Source organism: Cellulomonas persica, assembly GCF_007989825.1.
In the GTDB taxonomy this organism is placed as follows: Bacteria; Actinomycetota; Actinomycetes; order Actinomycetales; family Cellulomonadaceae; genus Cellulomonas; species Cellulomonas persica.
Genome location: NZ_BJUA01000009.1, coordinates 117,599 through 135,967, shown reverse-complemented (window position 1 = coordinate 135,967; position 18,369 = coordinate 117,599). Strand labels below are relative to the sequence as shown.

Annotated in this window: 15 protein-coding genes and 1 tRNA gene; 10 read left to right on the top strand and 6 right to left on the bottom strand. The window is 74.8% G+C overall.

What is annotated here, in order from left to right; all coding sequences use genetic code 11:
* Positions 1-170: 170 nt before the first annotated feature.
* Together CPE01_RS10640 and CPE01_RS10635 are read right to left on the bottom strand one after the other, a co-directional pair.
* Entirely contained in the window at positions 171-899 is a 729-nt protein-coding gene (locus CPE01_RS10640; protein WP_186811500.1) for a DsbA family protein, read from the bottom strand.
* 219 nt (positions 900-1,118) lie between these two features.
* Complete coding sequence (locus tag CPE01_RS10635; protein WP_146806620.1) at positions 1,119-1,568, bottom strand: hypothetical protein; 450 nt, start codon at positions 1,566-1,568, stop codon at positions 1,119-1,121.
* Positions 1,569-1,909: 341 nt separating this feature from the next.
* On the opposite strand from CPE01_RS10635, the gene phoA reads away from it, so the two are divergent.
* The gene (phoA, locus tag CPE01_RS10630; RefSeq protein WP_146806619.1) at positions 1,910-3,328 is read left to right on the top strand and encodes an alkaline phosphatase; all 1,419 of its coding nucleotides are present in this window, start codon (positions 1,910-1,912) and stop codon (positions 3,326-3,328) included.
* 321 nt (positions 3,329-3,649) lie between these two features.
* The gene (locus CPE01_RS10625; RefSeq protein WP_146806618.1) at positions 3,650-5,149 is read left to right on the top strand and encodes an NAD-dependent succinate-semialdehyde dehydrogenase; all 1,500 of its coding nucleotides are present in this window, start codon (positions 3,650-3,652) and stop codon (positions 5,147-5,149) included.
* Between the two features lie 40 nt (positions 5,150-5,189).
* Here the strand turns inward: CPE01_RS10625 and CPE01_RS10620 are convergent, their stop codons facing one another.
* Positions 5,190-5,822 carry a TetR/AcrR family transcriptional regulator gene (locus CPE01_RS10620; RefSeq protein WP_146806617.1) on the bottom strand — a complete coding sequence of 211 codons (633 nt, stop codon included), beginning with the start codon at positions 5,820-5,822 and terminating at the stop codon, positions 5,190-5,192.
* A gap of 108 nt (positions 5,823-5,930) precedes the next feature.
* Here CPE01_RS10620 and CPE01_RS10615 point away from each other — a divergent pair, with 108 nt between their 5' ends.
* From CPE01_RS10615 to CPE01_RS10600, 4 genes are all read left to right on the top strand, one after another.
* Positions 5,931-7,406, top strand: coding sequence for an MFS transporter (locus CPE01_RS10615; protein ID WP_146806616.1), 1,476 nt, complete (start codon positions 5,931-5,933; stop codon positions 7,404-7,406).
* A gap of 185 nt (positions 7,407-7,591) precedes the next feature.
* Complete coding sequence (locus CPE01_RS10610; protein WP_186811499.1) at positions 7,592-8,356, top strand: phosphatase PAP2 family protein; 765 nt, start codon at positions 7,592-7,594, stop codon at positions 8,354-8,356.
* On the top strand, positions 8,353-9,087 hold the full coding sequence (locus tag CPE01_RS10605; RefSeq protein WP_146806614.1) for a phosphatase PAP2 family protein: 735 nt from the start codon (positions 8,353-8,355) through the stop codon (positions 9,085-9,087). The genes CPE01_RS10610 and CPE01_RS10605 overlap by 4 nt, the downstream gene beginning before the upstream one ends.
* Positions 9,084-9,992: a diacylglycerol/lipid kinase family protein gene (locus tag CPE01_RS10600; RefSeq protein WP_146806613.1), complete on the top strand. Its 909-nt coding sequence runs from the start codon at positions 9,084-9,086 to the stop codon at positions 9,990-9,992. Before CPE01_RS10605 ends, CPE01_RS10600 begins: the two co-directional genes overlap by 4 nt.
* A gap of 310 nt (positions 9,993-10,302) precedes the next feature.
* Here the strand turns inward: CPE01_RS10600 and CPE01_RS10595 are convergent.
* Positions 10,303-10,392, bottom strand: a tRNA-Ser gene (locus tag CPE01_RS10595).
* A gap of 127 nt (positions 10,393-10,519) precedes the next feature.
* Between CPE01_RS10595 and CPE01_RS10590 the strand changes: the two genes are divergently transcribed.
* Positions 10,520-11,386, top strand: a complete 867-nt coding sequence (locus CPE01_RS10590) for an NAD-dependent protein deacetylase (RefSeq protein ID WP_186811498.1) — start codon at positions 10,520-10,522, stop codon at positions 11,384-11,386.
* A gap of 12 nt (positions 11,387-11,398) precedes the next feature.
* Here the strand turns inward: CPE01_RS10590 and CPE01_RS10585 are convergent, their stop codons facing one another.
* On the bottom strand, positions 11,399-11,881 hold the full coding sequence (locus CPE01_RS10585) for a nucleoside deaminase (RefSeq protein WP_246783868.1): 483 nt from the start codon (positions 11,879-11,881) through the stop codon (positions 11,399-11,401).
* 90 nt (positions 11,882-11,971) lie between these two features.
* Here CPE01_RS10585 and upp point away from each other — a divergent pair, with 90 nt between their 5' ends.
* Together upp and CPE01_RS10575 are read left to right on the top strand one after the other, a co-directional pair.
* Positions 11,972-12,607 (top strand): uracil phosphoribosyltransferase, encoded by a 636-nt coding sequence (upp, locus tag CPE01_RS10580; RefSeq protein ID WP_146806612.1) that lies wholly within the window; start codon positions 11,972-11,974, stop codon positions 12,605-12,607.
* Between the two features lie 100 nt (positions 12,608-12,707).
* Positions 12,708-13,373 carry an SDR family oxidoreductase gene (locus tag CPE01_RS10575; RefSeq protein WP_146806611.1) on the top strand — a complete coding sequence of 222 codons (666 nt, stop codon included), beginning with the start codon at positions 12,708-12,710 and terminating at the stop codon, positions 13,371-13,373.
* A gap of 54 nt (positions 13,374-13,427) precedes the next feature.
* Here the strand turns inward: CPE01_RS10575 and CPE01_RS16905 are convergent, their stop codons facing one another.
* Positions 13,428-17,429: a sigma-70 family RNA polymerase sigma factor gene (locus CPE01_RS16905; protein ID WP_186811497.1), complete on the bottom strand. Its 4,002-nt coding sequence runs from the start codon at positions 17,427-17,429 to the stop codon at positions 13,428-13,430.
* A gap of 174 nt (positions 17,430-17,603) precedes the next feature.
* Here CPE01_RS16905 and CPE01_RS10565 point away from each other — a divergent pair, with 174 nt between their 5' ends.
* Complete coding sequence (locus CPE01_RS10565) at positions 17,604-18,359, top strand: hypothetical protein (RefSeq protein ID WP_146806609.1); 756 nt, start codon at positions 17,604-17,606, stop codon at positions 18,357-18,359.
* Positions 18,360-18,369 lie beyond the last annotated feature (10 nt).

The following is an 18,369-nucleotide window of genomic DNA, read 5'->3' as shown; positions in this document are numbered from 1 at the left end:
CGATCACCCGCGCTCGGGCCCGAACACCCGCGCTCGCGATCAAGCCCACGCGAGCAGTGCCCCAACCCGCGAGCGCGGTAGAACGGACGCGAGCGCGGGTCAGAGAGCACCGCGCTCGCGCCCGATCACCCGCGCTCGGGCCCGACCACCCGCGCTCGTGGGAGGGCGGGTCAGCGGTGGGCGGACTCGATGGCGGCGCGGAGCGTGCCGGGGACGGTGAAGTCGCCCTCCCAGCGCTGGCCGTCGATGAGGACCGTCGGGGTCACCGCGCGGCCGCTGCTGTTCGGCGGGATGAGCGGAGCCGTCGCCGCGGCCCACCCGGCGAACGTCCGGCCGGAGTCGGTGCGTGCGGTGAGCGTCTCGACGACGTCGTCGGGCACGCCCACGTCCCCGGCGAGCGAGGCGAGCGCGTCGTCGTCCAGGCCCGTCGTGCCCTCCTTCGGCTGCGTGCCCTCGGCGAACAGCGCGGTGAGGAACGCGGGGAACGCCTCGGGCGCGCGGTCGGCGACCACGCCGAGCGCGTTCACGGCACGCGTCGAGTACACGCCGCCCTGCGACACGTCGTCCAGGATCGCGACCGGGTGGTAGACGACCGTGACGCCGTCCTGCGCGACGAGCTCGGCGAGATCCTCGCCGTTCGTGCGCTCGAGCACGCCGCACCACGGGCACATCGGGTCGAGGTAGACGTCCACGGTGGCTCCGTCGCCTCGTTCCCCGACGCCCGCGGCGCTCACCGGGATGGCGCCCGTGGTCGGGTCGGCGGTCGAGGGGACGGTGACCTCGGTGAGCGCCGGGGTGTCGCCCGGGTAGAGCACGTCGGCGGCGTTGACGCGACCCTCACGCGCGCGCACCGCCGCGAACGCGATCGAGGCGACGAGCCCGAGGACCGCGAGGACCACGACGCCGATGACGACGACGCGCGTGCGCCGGGCCGCGCGCTCCTGGCGGAGACGTGCTTCACGTGCCTGCTGCCGCGCCAGCTCTCGGCGCTGGTCACGGGTGGGACGCGCGGACGCCTGAGAGGACGGACGCGAGGACGGCTGCGGGGTCGACTGGGACGGGGATGACGGCATGGCGAAGCTCCTGTGGTCGGACGTACGGGGATGGACGGCGCGGGCTCAGACGAGCCGCGGCGGTCCCCGGTGCGACCAGGCGTCGACGTGCCCGACGGCGGACCGCACCGACACGTACGACGAGGGAGCCCGACGCGCGTCGGCGAGAGCCGGCACGAGCACCGGCTCGGGCAGGATCCCGACGAGCTGACGCACGAACGCCCGCCACGGGACGACGAGCAGCGCGACCGGCGCCGCGCGCAGCAGCTCGGTCAGCAGCAGCAACGGCAGGAGCGCCGCGACACCCAGCACGGCGGCCCGCAGCACCGGCGGCGACCCGCCCTGGTCCTGCGCGCACCCGACGGCACGCGCCACCGAGGTCAGGTGCAGCGTGAGCCGCTCGAGCGTCTCGGGCGGGAGACACGTCTCGGCGAGCGCGCGCAGCCGCACGAGCGACGCCACCCACACCAGGGCGAGCGCCGCCAGGAGGCGAGCACGCGAGCCACCGCCGGACACGCCGCGAGCGTAGACCCGCACCCTGTGCCCCGCGGGCGCTTCCGACGACCCGCGCAACGGACGGTCCGTCGACACGTCCCGAGCGAGGAAGCCCGGGCCGAGCGCGGTCGAACGGGCGCGAACGCGGGTCGGGCCGGACCGCGCTCGCGCCCGATCACGCGCGCTCGCGCCCGATCACGCGCGCTCGCGGCCGATCACGCGCGCTCGCGCGGCCGGCTCGGGGTGTTGGTCGGACCGTCGTCGCGCGCTCGCGCGCACGTCACCCGGACGCCACCTGGCGTCAGTGGACTCGTCGTGCCCGCGCGCACCGCCGGGCCACCACGTCATCGAGGAGTCTCCTGATGAGGACACGCATGCTGCGCCCCGCAGCCGTCGCGACGATCGCGCTCGCCCTGACCGCGGGCGGCGCCGCGGGCTGGGCCGCGACCGCGGACCTGACCGGCCACGGCGACGCCCGCCGCATCTCGGGCGACCAGACGCGCCAGCTGCGCCAGCAGCTCGTCGGCGGTCATGCCCGCAACGTCATCCTGCTCGTCGGCGACGGGATGGGTGACTCGGAGATCACCGTCGCGCGCAACTACGCGCTGGGTGCCGCCGGCCGGTTCGCCGGCATCGACGCCCTCCCGCTGACCGGCCAGTACACGACGTACGCGCTCGACAAGGCGGACGGCAAGCCGGACTACGTCACCGACTCGGCCGCGTCGGGCACCGCGTGGGCCACGGGCACGAAGTCGTACAACGGAGCGGTCTCCGTCGACGTCACGGGCGCGCCGCAGCGCACGATCCTCGAGCTCGCGCGCGCGAACGGCCTGCGGACGGGCAACGTCACGACGGCCGAGATCCAGGACGCCACGCCCGCCGTCCTCGCGTCGCACGTCACGAGCCGGTCCTGCTACGGCCCGGTCGCGACGACGAAGACCTGCCCGACGAACGCGCTCGAGAACGGCGGCCTGGGCTCGATCTCCGAGCAGATCCTGGCCACCCGCGCGGACGTCACGCTCGGCGGTGGGGCGAAGTCGTTCGGCGAGACCGCGGTCGCCGGCGCGTGGGCGGGCAAGACGCTCCTGCAGCAGGCCCAGGCGCGGGGGTACCAGGTGGTGACCGACGAGGAGGGCCTGAAGAAGGTCCGCTCGGCGGACCAGCAGCGTCCGGTGCTCGGGCTGTTCGCGTCGGGCAACCTGCCCGTGCGCTGGACCGGGCCGCTCGCGACCCGCACCGGGGGCAGCGAGCCGGCGGTGCGCTGCACGCCGAACCCCGCCTACGGCTCCGCCCCGACGCTGGCCGAGCTCACCGCGAAGGCCATCGACCTGCTCGACGAGCCGCGCGCCCGCAAGGGCTTCTTCCTGCAGGTCGAGGGCGCGAGCATCGACAAGCAGGACCACGCCGCGAACCCGTGCGGCCAGATCGGTGAGACGGTCGACCTCGACGAGGCCGTGCAGGTCGCCCTGGCGTTCGCCAAGAAGCACCGCGACACGCTCGTCGTCGTGACGGCCGACCACGCCCACTCGAGCCAGATCGTGTCCGGCGGCTCGACGACGCCCGGCCTGACCCGCACGCTGATCACGGCAGACGGCAAGAACATGACCGTGGCGTACGGCACCTCGGAGGCGGGCGGCTCGCAGCAGCACACCGGCAGCCAGCTCCGCGTCGCCGCGTACGGGCCGTGGGCCGCCAACGTCGTCGGCCTGACGGACCAGACGGACCTGTTCTTCACGATGCGCGACGCCCTGCGCCTCGACCCGAAGGCCCGCCCCCGCTGACCCACGGGGTCACCCCCGTGCGCGGGTGACCCGGCACGAGCGCGGGTGATCCGGCGCGAGCGCTGTCCCTTCCGACCCGCGCTCGTGACCGATCACCCGCGCTCGCCTGGTCCTGGCACCGATGCCCGTGGCGGGGACGTCGCTCCGGGCGGCGCGCCGAGCCGGCCGCGAGCGCGGGTGATCCCGTTCGAGCGCGCTCGTGGGAGACCCGCGCTCGGGCTCGATCTACCGCGCTCGCGGGGTTCGGTTCCGGCGGCGCGGGCGGCGGGCAGGGGGGCGACCTACGATCGGGAGGCCAGCGATCGGTGACGGGGGAGTCCCATGAGTGACCAGACGACGGCGGACCGGGAGGCAGCGGGCGGGGAGGCACGGCTGCTCGCGGGCGTCCCGGACGGGCTGCTGATCGGCGGGCAGTGGCGGGCGGCGTCCGACGGCGGGACGTTCACCGTGCACGACCCGTCGGACGGGTCGGTGGTCAAGGAGGTCGCCTCGGCGACGGTCGAGGACGGCACCGCGGCGCTCGACGCCGCCGTCGAGGCGTTCCCCGCGTGGTCCCGCACGCCCGCCCGCGAGCGCGCCGAGATCCTGCGGCGCGCGTTCGACCTGCTCATGGCCCGCGCCGACGACGTCGCGCTGCTCATGACGATCGAGATGGGCAAGCCGGTCGCGGAGTCGCGCGCGGAGGTCACGTACGGGGGCGAGTTCCTGCGCTGGTTCTCCGAGCAGGCGCCGCGCGTGCAGGGCCGTTACGGCCCGAACCCCGAGGGCACCGGGCGGATGATCGTCAGCCAGCATCCCGTGGGCCCGTGCTTCCTCATCACGCCGTGGAACTTCCCGCTCGCGATGGCCACGCGCAAGATCGCACCGGCGCTCGCCGCCGGGTGCACGGTCGTCGTGAAGCCCGCGTCGCTCACGCCGCTGACCACGCTGTTCGTCGCGCAGCTCCTGCAGGAGGCGGGCGTCCCGGACGGCGTCGTCAACGTGATCACGACGAAGGCCACGGGTCCGGTCTCGGAGGCGGTCATCCGCGACCCGCGCCTGCGCAAGCTGTCGTTCACCGGGTCGACGCCCGTGGGGCAGAGCCTGCTCGAGCTCGCGGCGGGCGGGGTGCTGCGCACGTCGATGGAGCTCGGCGGGAACGCGCCGTTCCTCGTGTTCGACGACGCCGACCTGGACGCCGCGGTCGACGGCGCGATCGCCGCGAAGTTCCGCAACATCGGGCAGGCGTGCACGGCCGCGAACCGCTTCCTGGTGCACCGCTCGGTGGCCGACGAGTTCGCGCGGCGCGTCACCGACCGGGTCTCGTCGTTCCGGACGGGGCGTGGGACGCAGGACGGCGTGACGATCGGTCCGCTGATCGACGACGACGCGGTCGCCAAGGCCGACGAGCTCGTCACGGACGCCGTGGAGCGCGGCGCGACGGTGCGCACGGGTGCCTCGCGGCTCGAGGGTCCCGGCACGTTCTACGCCGCGACGGTCCTGTCGGACGTCCCGGCCGACGCGCGTCTGATGCGCGAGGAGATCTTCGGGCCGGTCCTGGCGATCGTCCCGTTCGACGACGAGGACGAGGCGGTGCGGCTCGCGAACGACACCGAGTACGGCCTGGTCTCCTACGTGTTCACGCGGGACCTGGCGCGCGGGCAGCGCATGATCGAGCGGCTCGAGACCGGGATGCTCGGGCTCAACGTGGGCGTCGTGTCGAACGCCGCGGCGCCGTTCGGCGGGTGGAAGTACTCGGGGCTCGGGCGCGAAGGTGGCGCCGAGGGCATCACGGAGTACCTCGAGACGAAGTACACGCTCACCGCCGACCCGTTCGCGTAGCCGGCCTGCGGGCCGGCGGAGGGCGGCCGGGGCCGGTGGGTCAGGCGGGAGCCGGGGCGGTCCAGCGCAGGCCGTCGAGGACCAGGCGCAGCACGCGCTCGGTGCGCTCGCGGTCCATCGACTCGGCACCCGCGAGGCACACGCCGGAGACGGCGCGCAGGAGGTCGGCGGGCTCGAGGTCGGTGCGGATCGACCCCTCGGCCTGCGCGGCGGCGATCAGGCGCGCGGCGACGCCCTCGAGCTTGGTGCGGCCTTCGCCCATGACCTGCATCGCCTCGGGTCCGAGCCCGGCCTTGAGCGCGTCGGCCATGCCGCGCTTGCGGATCACGTAGCCGACGAAGCCGAGCACCCACGCGTCGAGCGCCTCGCCCGCCGGGTGCTCGGCGAGCAGCGCGTCGGCCCGCGCGACGAACGCGTCGAGGCTCGAGCGGTAGACGGCCTCGATCAGGTCGAGCCTCGTCGGGAAGTGCCGGTACAGCGTGCCGACGCCGACTCCGGCGGTCCGCGCGATGTCCTCGAGCGAGGCCTCGGTGCCCTGCTCGTCGAACGCGGCGGTGGCGGCGTCGAGGATCTTGGCGCGGTTGCGCGCGGCGTCGGCGCGCAACGGCCGGACCGCTGCCCCGTCCTGGCTCACCTGTCGCTCCTCGTCGTCGGCATGCACGGTCGTCGGCATGCAGGGATCGTCGCACACGTCTTGCGTAAACGGAGGCACCCTCCGTATAGTCCATTGACAGCGGAGGCTCCCTCCGCTTCAACGACATCATAGACCGCGGAGGTCCGCATGATCGCGCCCGCGTCCCCCAGAACCCGCACCGCATCGCCCGTGCTCGTCCTGGCCGCCATCCTCACCACCCAGCTCATGCTCGTGCTGGACATGACGATCGTGAACGTCGCGCTGCCGGACATGCAGCGCGCGCTCGACTTCACACCCACCGGCCTGTCGTGGGTGCTCAACGCCTACACGCTCGCGTTCGGCGGGCTGCTCCTGCTCGGCGCCCGCACGGGCGACCTGCTCGGCCGGCGCCGCGTGCTCGTCGCCGGCATCGCGCTGTTCACGCTCGCCTCGCTGGTCGGCGGCTTCGCCGGCTCGTCGGGCGTGCTGCTCGCCGCCCGCGCGGCGCAGGGCGTCGGCGCGGCGTTCGCGGCACCGTCCGCGCTCGCGCTGCTCATGGGCCGCTTCCCCGAGGGCCGTGAGCGGGCCCGTGCGCTCGGCTACTTCTCCGCCGTCTCGATCGGCGGGTCCGCGCTGGGCCTGATCGCCGGCGGGATGCTCACGCAGTGGGCCTCGTGGCGGTGGGTCATGTTCGTCAACGTGCCGATCGGCATCGGCCTGGTCCTGCTCGCCCGCGCCGTCCTCACCGAGACGCGCCGCCACCCCGGCCGGTTCGACCTCACGGGCGCGTTCACCTCGACCATCGGCATGACCGCGCTCGTCTACGGGTTCATCGAGGCCGCCGAGTACGGGTGGTCCGCGCCGCGCACGGTCGCCGCGTTCACCATCGGCGCGGTCCTGCTGATCGCGTTCGTGCTCACCGAGCTGCGCGCACCCTCACCGATCACGCCGCTGCGGCTCGTCGGCGACCGCACGCGCTCCGCGGCGCTCGTCGGACGGCTGCTGCTCATGGCCGCGATGACCGGGCTGTTCTTCTTCCTCACCCAGTTCCTGCAGGACATCCTCGGCTACACGCCGCTCGCCACGGGCATCGCGTTCCTGCCGATCACCGTCATGCTCCTGGTGTTCTCGCAGGTCAGTGCGCGTCTGATGGAGCAGGTCGGCACCCGCGGCCTCATGGTCGTCGGGCTGACGATCACGACCGTCGCCCTCGTGCTCCTGTCGCGTCTGGACGCCGCCTCCGGCTACCCGCAGATCCTCGTCGCACTCCTGCTGTTCGGGATCGGCAACGGCCTCGCGTTCGTCCCGCTCACCGCAGCGGGGCTGCAGGGCGTCGACCCGCGTGACGCCGGAGCCGCCTCCGGGCTCCTCAACGCCGCACAGCAGATCGGCGGCGCGCTCGGGCTCGCGGTGCTCGTCACCGTCGCGGAGTCCGCGGCGCGTGCGGCCGGGCCCGTCGGGTCGACCGTCGCGCAGATCGCGCAGCACGCGTTCGTCGTCGGGGCGCAGCGCGCGTTCCTCGTCGGCGCGGGTCTGACGGCCGTGACCGTCGTCCTGCTCGCGCTGCTCGTCCGGCCCGCCCGCCCGGCACCCCAGGTGGTCGAGCCCGTGGCCGAACGCGAGCTGGCCCTGGCCCTCGACTGACGTCCGGCACGACGAAGGCTCCGCCTCACCGAGCGGGGCCTTCGTCGTGCGTCGCTGCTCCCACTCGCCGGGTCGGGCGACTGGCGATGCTCGACGCAGGCCCGGTCTCGGCCGGCCGAGCGGCCCGGGGGACCTCGACCCCGCTCGACGAGCCGGGTCGGGGCTCCCGTGGCACGCTTTCGCAGATGAGCCGCACCCTCCTGCGCTCCGGTCGCCGCCCGGAACCGCTGTCCGCAGGCGCGTCGGCGTCCGGTCCGGGCCGCGCGCGCAGGCTGCTGCGTGCCGCCGCGGCCGCGGCTGCGACGGCGGCCTCGGTGCTCGCGGTGGGCCTGTTCGTGCGCGACGCGTGGGAGCCGCTCGTGCGGTTCGACGAGCGGACCGTCCACGCCGCCGTGAGGTTCGCGTCGCAGCACCCGGCGCTCGTCGACGCGCTGAACGCCTGGCAGTGGGCGTTCGAGGGCCGTCGGATCGTCGTCGTGGTCGTCGGTGCGTGCCTGCTCGTGTGGTGGCGCACGGGGATGAAGACCCGGACCTGGTGGGCGCTCGCGACGGCGCTCGGGGCCTGGGGGTTCGCGAACCTCGCGAAGGAGGTCGCCCGGCTGGCCCGGCCCGTGCTGGACGAGCCGCTCTCGCACGCCTCGGGCTACTCCTTCCCCTCGGGCCACGCCTCGACCACCGCCGCCTGGTCGACCGTGCTCGTCGTCCTCGTGTGGCCGTTGCTGCGCACGCGCGCGGCCAAGGCGCTCGCGGTCACCGGGACGGGTCTGCTCGTCGTGCTCACCGCGCTCGACCGCGTGCTGCTGGGCGCGCACTTCCCGTCCGACGTGCTCGCGGGCACCGTCCTGGGCGTGGGGCTGGTGCTGGCGTCCTACCTCGGGTACCGAGGCTGGTCCCCGGATGACTCCGCGCCCACCGGCTCGTCCGTCCACTCGACCCAGGAGGCACGATGAGGCTCGACCTGGACCGGTACGCGAACGACCAGTCCGCGCCGACGGGCACCGAGTTCGGGCGCGACCTCGGGCTGCGGGTGGGCGTGCCCGCCGTCGGACTGTGGGCGGTGGTCGTCGGGATCGGGTTGCTGCTCGTCGGTCCGCTGGCGACGTTCGGCGAGCGTGAGGTCGCCGTCAACGAGTGGTTCGTGGCGCGTCGCACCGAGCTGCTCGACCAGCTGACCGCGTTCGGGAGCACCATCGGCAACACCCAGATCATCATCGGGGTCTGCCTGGTCGTCGTCGCGGCCGTGTGGTGGCGCACCCGACAGTGGTGGTACGCGGTCGTACCCGCGATCGCCGTCGCCACGCAGGCCTCGGTGTTCATGCTCTCCGCGCTCGTGGTCGGCCGGGAACGACCAGACGTCGAAGCCCTCGACGAGGCACCGCCCACCTCGAGCTTCCCGAGCGGGCACTCGGGCGCCTCGACCGCGCTGTACGTGACGTTCGCGCTGATGGCGCAACGCATCGAACGCACCTGGCTGCGGGTCACCCTCACCGTGATCCTGATCGCGCTCCCCATGCTCGTCGTGTACTCGCGTCTGTACCGCGGGATGCACCACGTCAGCGACGTCGTCGTCGGCGTGCTCAACGGGCTCGTCTGCACGGTGCTCGCGTGGAACTACCTGCGCCGCACGCCGCTCCCCGACGACGAGCCCGCCACCGATCGCCTCGAGGAGCGCACCCGATGACCCAGCTCGCCGTCGTCGCCAACCCGTCCAAGCTCGACGACGCCGAGAAGATCCGAGCCGTGATCGACGAGGCCTGCGCGGCGCGCGGGCTCGAGCCGCCCCTGTGGATCGAGACGACCGTCGAGGACCCGGGCAGCGGGCAGACACGCGAGGCGCTCGAGCAGGGCGCGGACCTCGTGTGCGCGCTCGGCGGGGACGGCACGGTCCGCGCCGTCGCCGAGGCACTCGCCGGCGGCGACGTCCCGCTCGGCCTGCTGCCGGCCGGCACCGGGAACCTGCTCGCCCGCGCGCTGGGCCTGCCCGTCGACAGCCTCGAGGACGCGCTGGCCGTCGTGCTCGACGGCCGCACGTCGCGCATCGACGTCGGCGCGCTGAAGCTCGACGGCTCGGACGACGAGCACGTCTTCCTGGTGATGGCGGGCATGGGACTCGACGCCGAGACCATGGCCCACGCCGACGAGCGACTCAAGGGCGTCCTCGGCTGGCCCGCCTACCTGGTGTCCGGCGTCAAGGCCGCTGCGCGCGGCGGCTTCACCGCACGCGTGCAGCCCCGCGACGGCCGTGCCACCTCCCGCACCGTCCGCGCCGTGGTCATCGGCAACAGCGGGACGCTCACCGGTGGCATGGAACTCATGCCGGAGGCCCAGCTCGACGACGGGCTGCTCGACGCCGCCGTCATCGCCCCGAGCGGCCTACCCGGCTGGATCCGCACGATCCGCACCGTCCTCACCGGGGGCCGCGCGCACGAGCACCTCGAACGCCACCAGTCGACCGGCTACCGGGTGTCCGCGCGGCACCCCACCGCCGTCCAGCTCGACGGCGACGCCGTCGGCGAGCACCGCCTGCTCGAGTTCCACGTCCGCCCGGGCGCCCTGCCGGTCCGAGTCCTCGCCACCAACGCCTAGGACGGCCTGCGCGCAGCCCCACGCGGACTGGGTAGCCGTCATGGCTCCGAGCGCTGCCGCAAGTGAAACGTGGGATGCCGCGCTCGCCCGGTATCGGAACATCGCGTCAGACGCGGCGGCGTTCAACGTCGGCCTGCTCGAGTGTCTTCGACCGACTGGAACACGCGCGTGCGGCCGGATACCTCGATGCTCGCGACAAGCTCACCCCTCTCGACGCCCTCGCACCCGAGGCCGGCTGACCCTGCCCTTATGACCCGGATACGACGAAGGGCCCCACAGCCGCGCGATCACGCGGGTGGGGCCCTTCGGGTGGCGGTAGCGGTGGGATTTGAACCCACGGTGGACTTTCACCCACACACGCTTTCGAGGCGTGCTCCTTAGGCCGCTCGGACACGCTACCTCGGTGCAGAAGGGTACCCGGTCGGGGCCGATGCACCGAATCCGGGTCCACGCCGAGGCCAGGGACCGGCACCGGCGAGCGCGCCACCACACCGGCGAGCCCGCAGCACCGGGCCTACCGTGGAGGCGTGAGCACCGACGCACGCCCCGTGACGACCGCTTCGCTCGGCGACGTGGTCGACGCGCTCGCGGGGCACCGGCTCACGGTGCTGACGGGTGCGGGCGTCTCGACGGACTCGGGGATTCCGGACTACCGCGGCCCGGACTCACCGCCGCGCACACCGATGACGTTCCAGCAGTTCGTGGGCGACGACGCGTTCCGACGGCACTACTGGGCGCGCAACCACGTGGGTTGGCGCCACGTGCACCGCACGCTCCCCAACACGGGCCACAAGGCGCTCGTCGCGCTGGAGCAGCGGGGTGTGGTGCTGGGGATCATCACGCAGAACGTGGACCTGCTGCACGAGGCGGCGGGGTCGCGGCGCGTGATCGACCTGCACGGCCGCTACGACCGCGTGATCTGCCTGCAGTGCGGCACGGTGATCAGCCGGCGTGAGCTCGCGGACCGGTTGGAGGCGCTGAACCCGGGCTTCGTCGAGGAGGTCGGCGCGGTCGGGGACGTGGAGATCGCGCCGGACGCGGATGCGGTGATCGAGGCGACGAGCCACTTCCGGGTCGCAGACTGCGCGGTGTGCGGCGGGATGTTGAAGCCGGACATCGTGTACTTCGGGGAGACGGTGCCACGGGAGCGGGTCGATCGCGCGTACGCGCTGGTCGACGAGGGGGATGCGCTGCTGGTCGCGGGGTCGTCGCTCACCGTGCAGTCGGGGTTGCGGTTCGTGCGGCACGCGGCGCAGGCGGGCAAGCCGGTCGTCGTCGTGAACCGTGGCGCGACGCGCGGCGACCGCTACGCGACGGTCACGCTGAACGCGGGGACGTCGGAGACGCTCGACGAGCTCGCGCAGGTGCTGCCGTCACCGCACACCGGCGCGTGACCAACGAGGCGGTCACTCCTCGCGCTGCAGCTCGAAGAAGTGCCGCAGCAGCGCCCCGCACTCGTCCTCGCGCACGCCACCGACCACCTCGACGCGGTGGTTGAGCCGCCGGTCGCGCACCACGTCCCACTGCGACCCGCACGCGCCGGCCTTGGGGTCCCACGCGCCCAGGACGAGCCGCGGGATGCGCGCCAGCACGGTCGCGCCCGCGCACATGAGGCACGGTTCGAGGGTCACGACGAGCGTGCAGTCGTCGAGCCGCCAGCGGCGCAGGGTCTCGGCCGCCGCGCGCAGGGCGCGCACCTCGGCGTGCCCGGTGGGGTCGTCGTCGGCCTCGCGGGCGTTGCGACCGCGTCCGACGACGACGCCCGTCGGGTCGATCACCACCGCACCGACCGGGACGTCCCCCGTGCGGATCGCGCGGCGTGCCTCGTCGAGCGCGAGCCCCATCGCCCAGGCGTCGGCGGGCTCCACAGGCCGGCCGCTGGTGAACATGGCGTCACTATGGCGCACCGCCCCTCGTCGGACCACACCCACAACGGGGCGTCCTGCACGGACGCGCGGACCGGCGAGTAACCTGCGGGCATGCGCCTGCACGTCGCGGACCACCCGCTCGTCGCCCACAAGCTCACGGTCCTGCGGGACCAGGGCACTCCGTCAGCCACCTTCCGGCTCCTCGTCGACGAGCTCGTGACGCTCCTCGCGTACGAGGCGACGCGGGACGTGCGCACGCGTGAGGTCGAGATCCAGACCCCCGTCGCGGTCACCACGGGCACCAAGCTCGCGCAGCCGCGCCCGCTGGTCGTGCCGATCCTGCGCGCCGGGCTCGGGATGCTCGACGGCATGACGCGCCTCCTGCCGTCGGCGGAGGTCGGCTTCCTCGGCATGCAGCGCGACGAGGAGACGCTCGAGGCGATCACGTACGCGAACCGTCTCCCCGAGGACCTGTCGGGCCGCCAGTGCTTCCTGCTGGACCCGATGCTCGCGACGGGCGGCACGCTGGTGGCCGCGATCGACTACCTGCTGCAGCGCGGCGCGCACGACGTCACGGCCGTGTGCCTGCTCGCGGCGCCCGAGGGCCTGAAGGTCGTCGAGGACTTCGTCGGTGACCGCGCCGACGTGCAGGTCGTCGTCGCGGCGGTCGACGAGCGCCTGAACGAGAAGGCGTACATCGTCCCCGGCCTGGGCGACGCGGGCGACCGCCTGTACGGCGTCGTCTGACCGTCCGTCCGCCACGGCGGGACGTCGTCCTCACAGGCCGACGAACGTCGTCGTGAGTCTGCGGTCGCCGTCCTGGCGGTCGCTGCTTACCGTGGTCCGCATGCGAGTCGCGGTCGCCGGCGGTCACGGGAAGGTGGCCCGACACCTCAGTCGGGTGCTGGCTGCGCGCGGGGACGTGCCCATCGCGTTGATCCGCTCGCTCAACCAGGTCGACGACGTCACGTCGGACGGTGCCGAGGCGGTGGTCCTGGACCTCGAGCGGTGCAACGTCGCGGACGTCGCGGGCGCCATCACGGGCGCCGAGGCGGTCGTGTTCGCGGCCGGTGCGGGACCGGGCAGCGGCGCGGGTCGCAAGGACTCGGTGGACCGTGCGGCCGCGGCACTGCTCGCGGAGGCCGCCGAGCAGGCGGGGGTCAGCCGCTACGTGCTCATCTCGTCGATGGGCGTCGACACCGAGCCGCCCGCGGGCACCGACGACGTGTTCGCGGCGTACCTGCGCGCCAAGGCGGCGAGCGAGCGGGACCTGCGGGAGCGGGACCTGGACTGGACGATCCTGCGTCCCGGGCGGCTGACGGACGACGAGCCGACGGGTCAGGTGCTGCTCGAGGAGTCGGTCCCGCGCGGGGCCGTCCCGCGGCAGGACGTGGCGGCGGTGGTCGCGTCGCTGCTCGAGCAGCCGGCCACGGCCGGCCTCACGCTCGAGCTGGTCTCGGGCGTCGTGCCCGTCGACGCGGCCGTCGTCGCGGCCACCGAGCGCACCGACTGACCTCCCGCACGCGGCGACGAGCGCACCACCCGACGCACGCGCCGGGCCGCGGTGTCAGGGCTCGACCGGCTCCGAGCGCAGCGTGATCGCCCCGACGAGGTACTGGTCGCCCGACGTGCTGGGCGTCAGCGACGAGACCTCGCACGGCAGCTTCGCGGGCACGAAGCCCTTGGCGTCGATGCCGAGCGACGACGACGAGCGCCACCCGACCGCCGAGGAGTCGAACGCGTTGGCCGCGTCGCCCTTCGACCCGTCCGCGCGCAGCGGCACCAGGTCCGTCACCGCGCTCGTGCACAGCCCGCCGAGCCGCATGCGGTCCCCGGTGAGCGAGCGGTCGCCCTCCCAGCCGACCACGCCCACGCGGGCGGTCGAGCCGGCCGGGGCGGCGAACCGGAACGCGGGCGGCGGCGTCGACGTGCCGACCCACAGCCCGCCGTCATAGACCGTCACGCGCGAGCCGCCGGGGGCGGAGTAGACGACGACGAGCGACCACCCGCCGTAGTACGTCGGGTCCTTGTCGTTCCGCGTGGCGCTGACCGCCATGTCGGCGAGCGACCAGGTGCCGCCGCCGTGCGCGCGCACCAGGCTCGTGACGTCGGCGAACGCCGAGTAGTAGGCGCGCGACACGTTGTCGGTGCGCTGCGTCGGGTCGCCCGTGACCGGCACGTAGTCGCCGCCCGGGCCGCGCAGCAGCGCGTGCGAGAGCGACCCGCTCCACGAGTCCGTCCTGCCGCGCACCGCGGACCAGTACAGGCCGGCGAACGCGATCTCGCGGCCCTCCGGCACGGTCACGGTCGTGCTCGACGACACCGGGACCGAGGCCCGCTGGACACCCTTCGCCGGAGCCTCGTCGATCGGGAGCATGGTCTGCGAGTTGTTGTCCGACGAGCCCTGGAGCGCCTTCTTGCACGCGGCCTTGGTCGCGTCGCACGAGAGCACCGCGCCGCCCGCCTCGGTGACCTCCCAGCCGCCCGTGCCGGTGGTGAACCGCTCCGCCAGCCCGCCCGACCGCCCGGCGACGAACGCCGTCGCCGTCGCAGGGTTCGCGACACCGGTCGCGGTCGCCTCGATGCGCACCGCGGTGCTCGCGGAGTACGTCGAGCGCACCGGGAGCAGCACCTCGGCGAGCTCACCGGCCGCGATCCCCGGCCAGCGGCACTCCACCGCGCGTCCGCCCGTGTCCGGGGTGCACTCGCCCGGCACCGGCAGGGCGGCCTGCGTCAGGTCGACGACGAGGTTGCCCGGCAGGGCGACGCGCGCGAGCACGTCCGCGGCGTCGGCCGCACCCTCGTCGGGGCGTTCGACCTCGACCGCGAACGCGAGCTGACCGGCGTCGTCGGACTGCAGCACCACCGACGCGCCCTGGACCGCGAGCGCGGGCGCCCGCCCGGTCGCGGCGAGCGCGAGCGGCTCGGCGGCATCCGCGTCAGGTGCCGTCGCCGTCACGACGACGTCCGCCAGCGCGCCGACCGTGCCCGCCGCGGCCCGCACGGTGAGCTCGAGGTCCGCGCTGCCGCCCGCCGCGAGCGCGGGGCCGTCGCACCGCACCTCGTCGGCCTCGGTCGCGGCGCACGCCCACAGCGCCAGCTCGTCGTCCCCGGTCCACGTGACGCCCTGCGGGAGCCGCACGTCGAGCGAGACGGGCTCCGAGTCCAGGTCACCGGTGTTCGACGCCGTGAGCGTCAGCGCACTGGTCCGACCGCCGGAGACGGCCAGGTCCGTGCCGGCGAGCGCGAGCGTCGCGGGCTGCGCGAGGGTCGCCGGGACGACCTCGTCGGCCCCGGCGGACGTCGGCGAGGGGCGCAGCACGAGCGGGATCGCGTCGAGCGTCGCGCTGCGCTCGACCGCGAGCCCGAGCGTCAGCGGGACGGCCGCGCGGCCGGACACGCCGTCGGCCGCGCAGGACAGCACGGCCCTGGCAGGCGTCGCGCACGTCCAGGGCGCCGCGACCCGACCCGTCCACGAGACCCCGTCGGGCAGCCGCACGTCGGCCTCGACGCGCGTCGCCGCCGAGCGTCCCGCGTTGACCAGCGCGAACGTCGCGTCACGCTCGCGTCCCGCGACGAGCGACACCGGCTCCTGGAGCCGGGACACCGCGAGCCGCGCGGGGCTCGGCGTGACGTGCACGTCGATCGGCGGCGGGCGGTAGTCCACGCCCGGTCCCGTCACGACGAGCCCGACCGGGGCGTCGTCCTCGTCGAACTCCTCGTCGATGCTCACGCGCACCACCAGGCGCGCCGCGTCGCCGCCGGGCAGCTCGGCGAGCGTGCACGTGGCGACCTGCGTCCGCACGCCCCGGCACGTCCAGTCCTCGGCCGCCGGCACGCCCGCGGCCGGCGGCCACCCACCCGGCGCGAAGATCGAGCCCTCGAGCGTCGTCCCCGCGAGCCCGGTGCCTGCCGGGTCGGCCGCGCCCAGCGCCGTGCCGCCACCACTCGTCGCGTCCAGCACCCGCACGGCCGCGCCCTCGATCCCGTCGAGGCGCACACCGTCGGGCAGCGTCAGCTCGGCCTCCAGACCGAGCGCGGCCTGCTCGCCCTCGTTGCGCAGCGTGATCACGAGCTCCTGCGCGGACAGCCCACCGGTCAGCACCAGCCCCGCGGGGGGCAGCGAGACGACGACCTCGGGTGCGCGCGGCGGCGTCGTCGGCTCGGTCGTGGGTTCGCTCGTCGGCTCCTGCGTCGGCTCGGGGTCGCTCGTCGGCTCGGACGTCGGCCGGCTCGTCGGCTCGGACGTCGGCTCGGACGTCGGCTCGCCCGTCGGCTCCGCGGTGGGGGCGGAGGTCGGGTCGGTCGTCAGGTCGCCGCCCGGCGGGACGACGCGCGTGCTGGGCGCCGGCGCGGGTGTGCTGCTCGTCGTCGGGCCGGGCGTCGGGCCGGCGCTCGCGGAGCCGGTCGGCGCGGGGGTGGTCGTCACGGTGACGGTCGGCAGCGGGTCCGCCTCGACGATCTGCTGCGGGGTGTCGTCGAGCCCGAGCACCACGGCGACCGCCACGGCCGCGACGACGACGGCACCCGCGACCCCGGCGGCCACCCCGGCCGGGATGCTCGCCAGGAGCGCCGCCAGTCCCCCGGCACCTGCCGCGCCACCGCTCCCGGCGGCGACCGCGGCACCACCGGCAGCACCGCCCGCGGCCGCACCCCCGCCGGCGCCCGCACCCCCGCCACCCGTCGCTCCGCCGGCCGTGCCCGGGTCACCCGACGCGCCCGCACCAGCGCCCGCCGCCGCACCCGCACCGACGAGCGCGCCACCACCGATGGGCAGCCCGGACGACAGGGCGCCGATCCCCGCGAGGCCCAGCACGAGCGGCGCGATGACCGCGCGCATGCCATGGTTGACGTCCCCGACCTCGAGCAGCAGGGCGCGGCACTCGCCGCAGTCCTCGAGGTGCTTGTCGACCTTGCCGCTCTCGCGCGCACCGAGCCCGCCGCGCACGTACGCGCCGAGCGAGCTCGCGACCGCGCGACAGCCCTCGTCGAGCGGGTCGCGCAGGTGCTGCTGCAGGTACGCCTGCCGCAGGCCCTCGCGCGCCCGGTACGCGAGCGCCGCGACCCCGTTGGCGGTCAGGCCGAGCACGGGCGCGACCTCGGCGGGCGTCAGGCCCTCGACCTCGGTGTGCCACAGGACGGCCTGCCAGCGCTCGGGCAGGGAGTGGAACGCGCGCGCGACGACGCCGCGCTCGAACCCCTCGAGCGCCGGCTCCTCCGCGGTGCCCGCGAGCGCGGTCCCCGCCTCGAGGGTCGCGAGGTCGTCGGTGGGTCGCACGCGCCGCGCGCCCTCGCGGCGCACGCTCGCGGTCCGGCGCACGACGGTGAACAGGTAGGCGCGGAACGCCTCGTCGGGCCCGTTGCCACGGCGCAGCGCGGAGTACACGGCGGTGAACGCGTCGGCGACGACGTCGTCGGCGTCCGCGTGGTCGTCGGTGTACCGGCGGGCGACGATCGTCGCGGCGGCGGCGTGACGCTCGTACAGACCGGCGAAGGCGCTCTCGTCGCCCGCGCGGGCAGCACTGATCAGCTCAGCGTCGCTACGCGCGACGGCCGCCTGCGCCTCCACCCGTACCCCGTCCTCGGAACGCCATTCGCGCGGCCCTTCCGCTTCGAACCGGTACCAGGGTGACATACCGCACGGACGAGCAGGAATCACTCAGCACACGCCGGGCGCTGCTCCGACCGGGTGAAACGTTGCAAACCGGCGTCACACCTCGTCGGACGGCCTCTCTCATCGCACGTGACGACCGAGACCGGACCTCTGCTGCCCAGCCAGCCGTCGCGTCTGCTCGAGCGATGGCGGGACGAGAGCGTCGCCTCCGTGTGGCGCCGCCCCTCCGACTGGTACCACCCGACCGTCGACGACCTCGCGCTGGCCCTGCTGCTGCGCGACGACCCGGTGCCCGCCGCCGCGCGCCTCGGGTACGCGCGTGGCGACGCGGGCGTCGGCGTCGCGGAGACCATCGACGACCTCGCGTGCCTGTACCGCACGACCACCGGCGCCCAGCCGCCGCTCGAGGTGCTGCGCGCGCTGTGCACCGGCTGGGCCGACGCCCAGGCGGGCGGCGTCGCGCTCGCGCTGGGCCTCGATGCGGGCTCGGGGCTGCCCGCCGCGGACTACCTGCGGCTGCGGCTCGCCGAGTGCTACCCGCCGGACGGCCCGACCGGTCGGCTGCTCGTCATCGACGTCGCCGCGGGCGCGCCCGACGGCCTGAGCCGGCTCGCGCGGTCCGCGGCCGTGGGCGCGTCGCTGCGGGAGGTGTTCGGCCCGGCTCGCGCCATGGCGAGTCTCGGCAGCGGGGTGTTCGTCGTGCTGCTGGACGACGACGAGGAGCACGACGAGCCGACCGCGCGGCTGCGCGTGCTCGTCGACGAGCACGTCGTCGGGCTCGGGATCCAGGAGGTGACCCGCCGTCCGCTGCGCTGCTGGGTGGAGCCGGTGGCCGCGACGCACGAGGCCGCGACACGACGCCTGAGCCAGCTCGCCCGACCCTGACGCGACGCTC

Excerpts from the sequence above, each read along its gene's own strand:
- phoA (WP_146806619.1), top strand. The coding sequence starts at position 1,910 with ATGAGGACACGCATGCTGCGCCCCGCAGCCGTCGCGACGATCGCGCTC.
- CPE01_RS10625 (WP_146806618.1), top strand. The coding sequence starts at position 3,650 with ATGAGTGACCAGACGACGGCGGACCGGGAGGCAGCGGGCGGGGAGGCA.
- CPE01_RS10620 (WP_146806617.1), bottom strand. The coding sequence starts at position 5,822 with ATGCCGACGACCGTGCATGCCGACGACGAGGAGCGACAGGTGAGCCAG.
- CPE01_RS10615 (WP_146806616.1), top strand. The coding sequence starts at position 5,931 with ATGATCGCGCCCGCGTCCCCCAGAACCCGCACCGCATCGCCCGTGCTC.
- CPE01_RS10610 (WP_186811499.1), top strand. The coding sequence starts at position 7,592 with ATGAGCCGCACCCTCCTGCGCTCCGGTCGCCGCCCGGAACCGCTGTCC.
- CPE01_RS10605 (WP_146806614.1), top strand. The coding sequence starts at position 8,353 with ATGAGGCTCGACCTGGACCGGTACGCGAACGACCAGTCCGCGCCGACG.
- CPE01_RS10600 (WP_146806613.1), top strand. The coding sequence starts at position 9,084 with ATGACCCAGCTCGCCGTCGTCGCCAACCCGTCCAAGCTCGACGACGCC.
- CPE01_RS10585 (WP_246783868.1), bottom strand. The coding sequence starts at position 11,881 with ATGTTCACCAGCGGCCGGCCTGTGGAGCCCGCCGACGCCTGGGCGATG.
- upp (WP_146806612.1), top strand. The coding sequence starts at position 11,972 with ATGCGCCTGCACGTCGCGGACCACCCGCTCGTCGCCCACAAGCTCACG.
- CPE01_RS10575 (WP_146806611.1), top strand. The coding sequence starts at position 12,708 with ATGCGAGTCGCGGTCGCCGGCGGTCACGGGAAGGTGGCCCGACACCTC.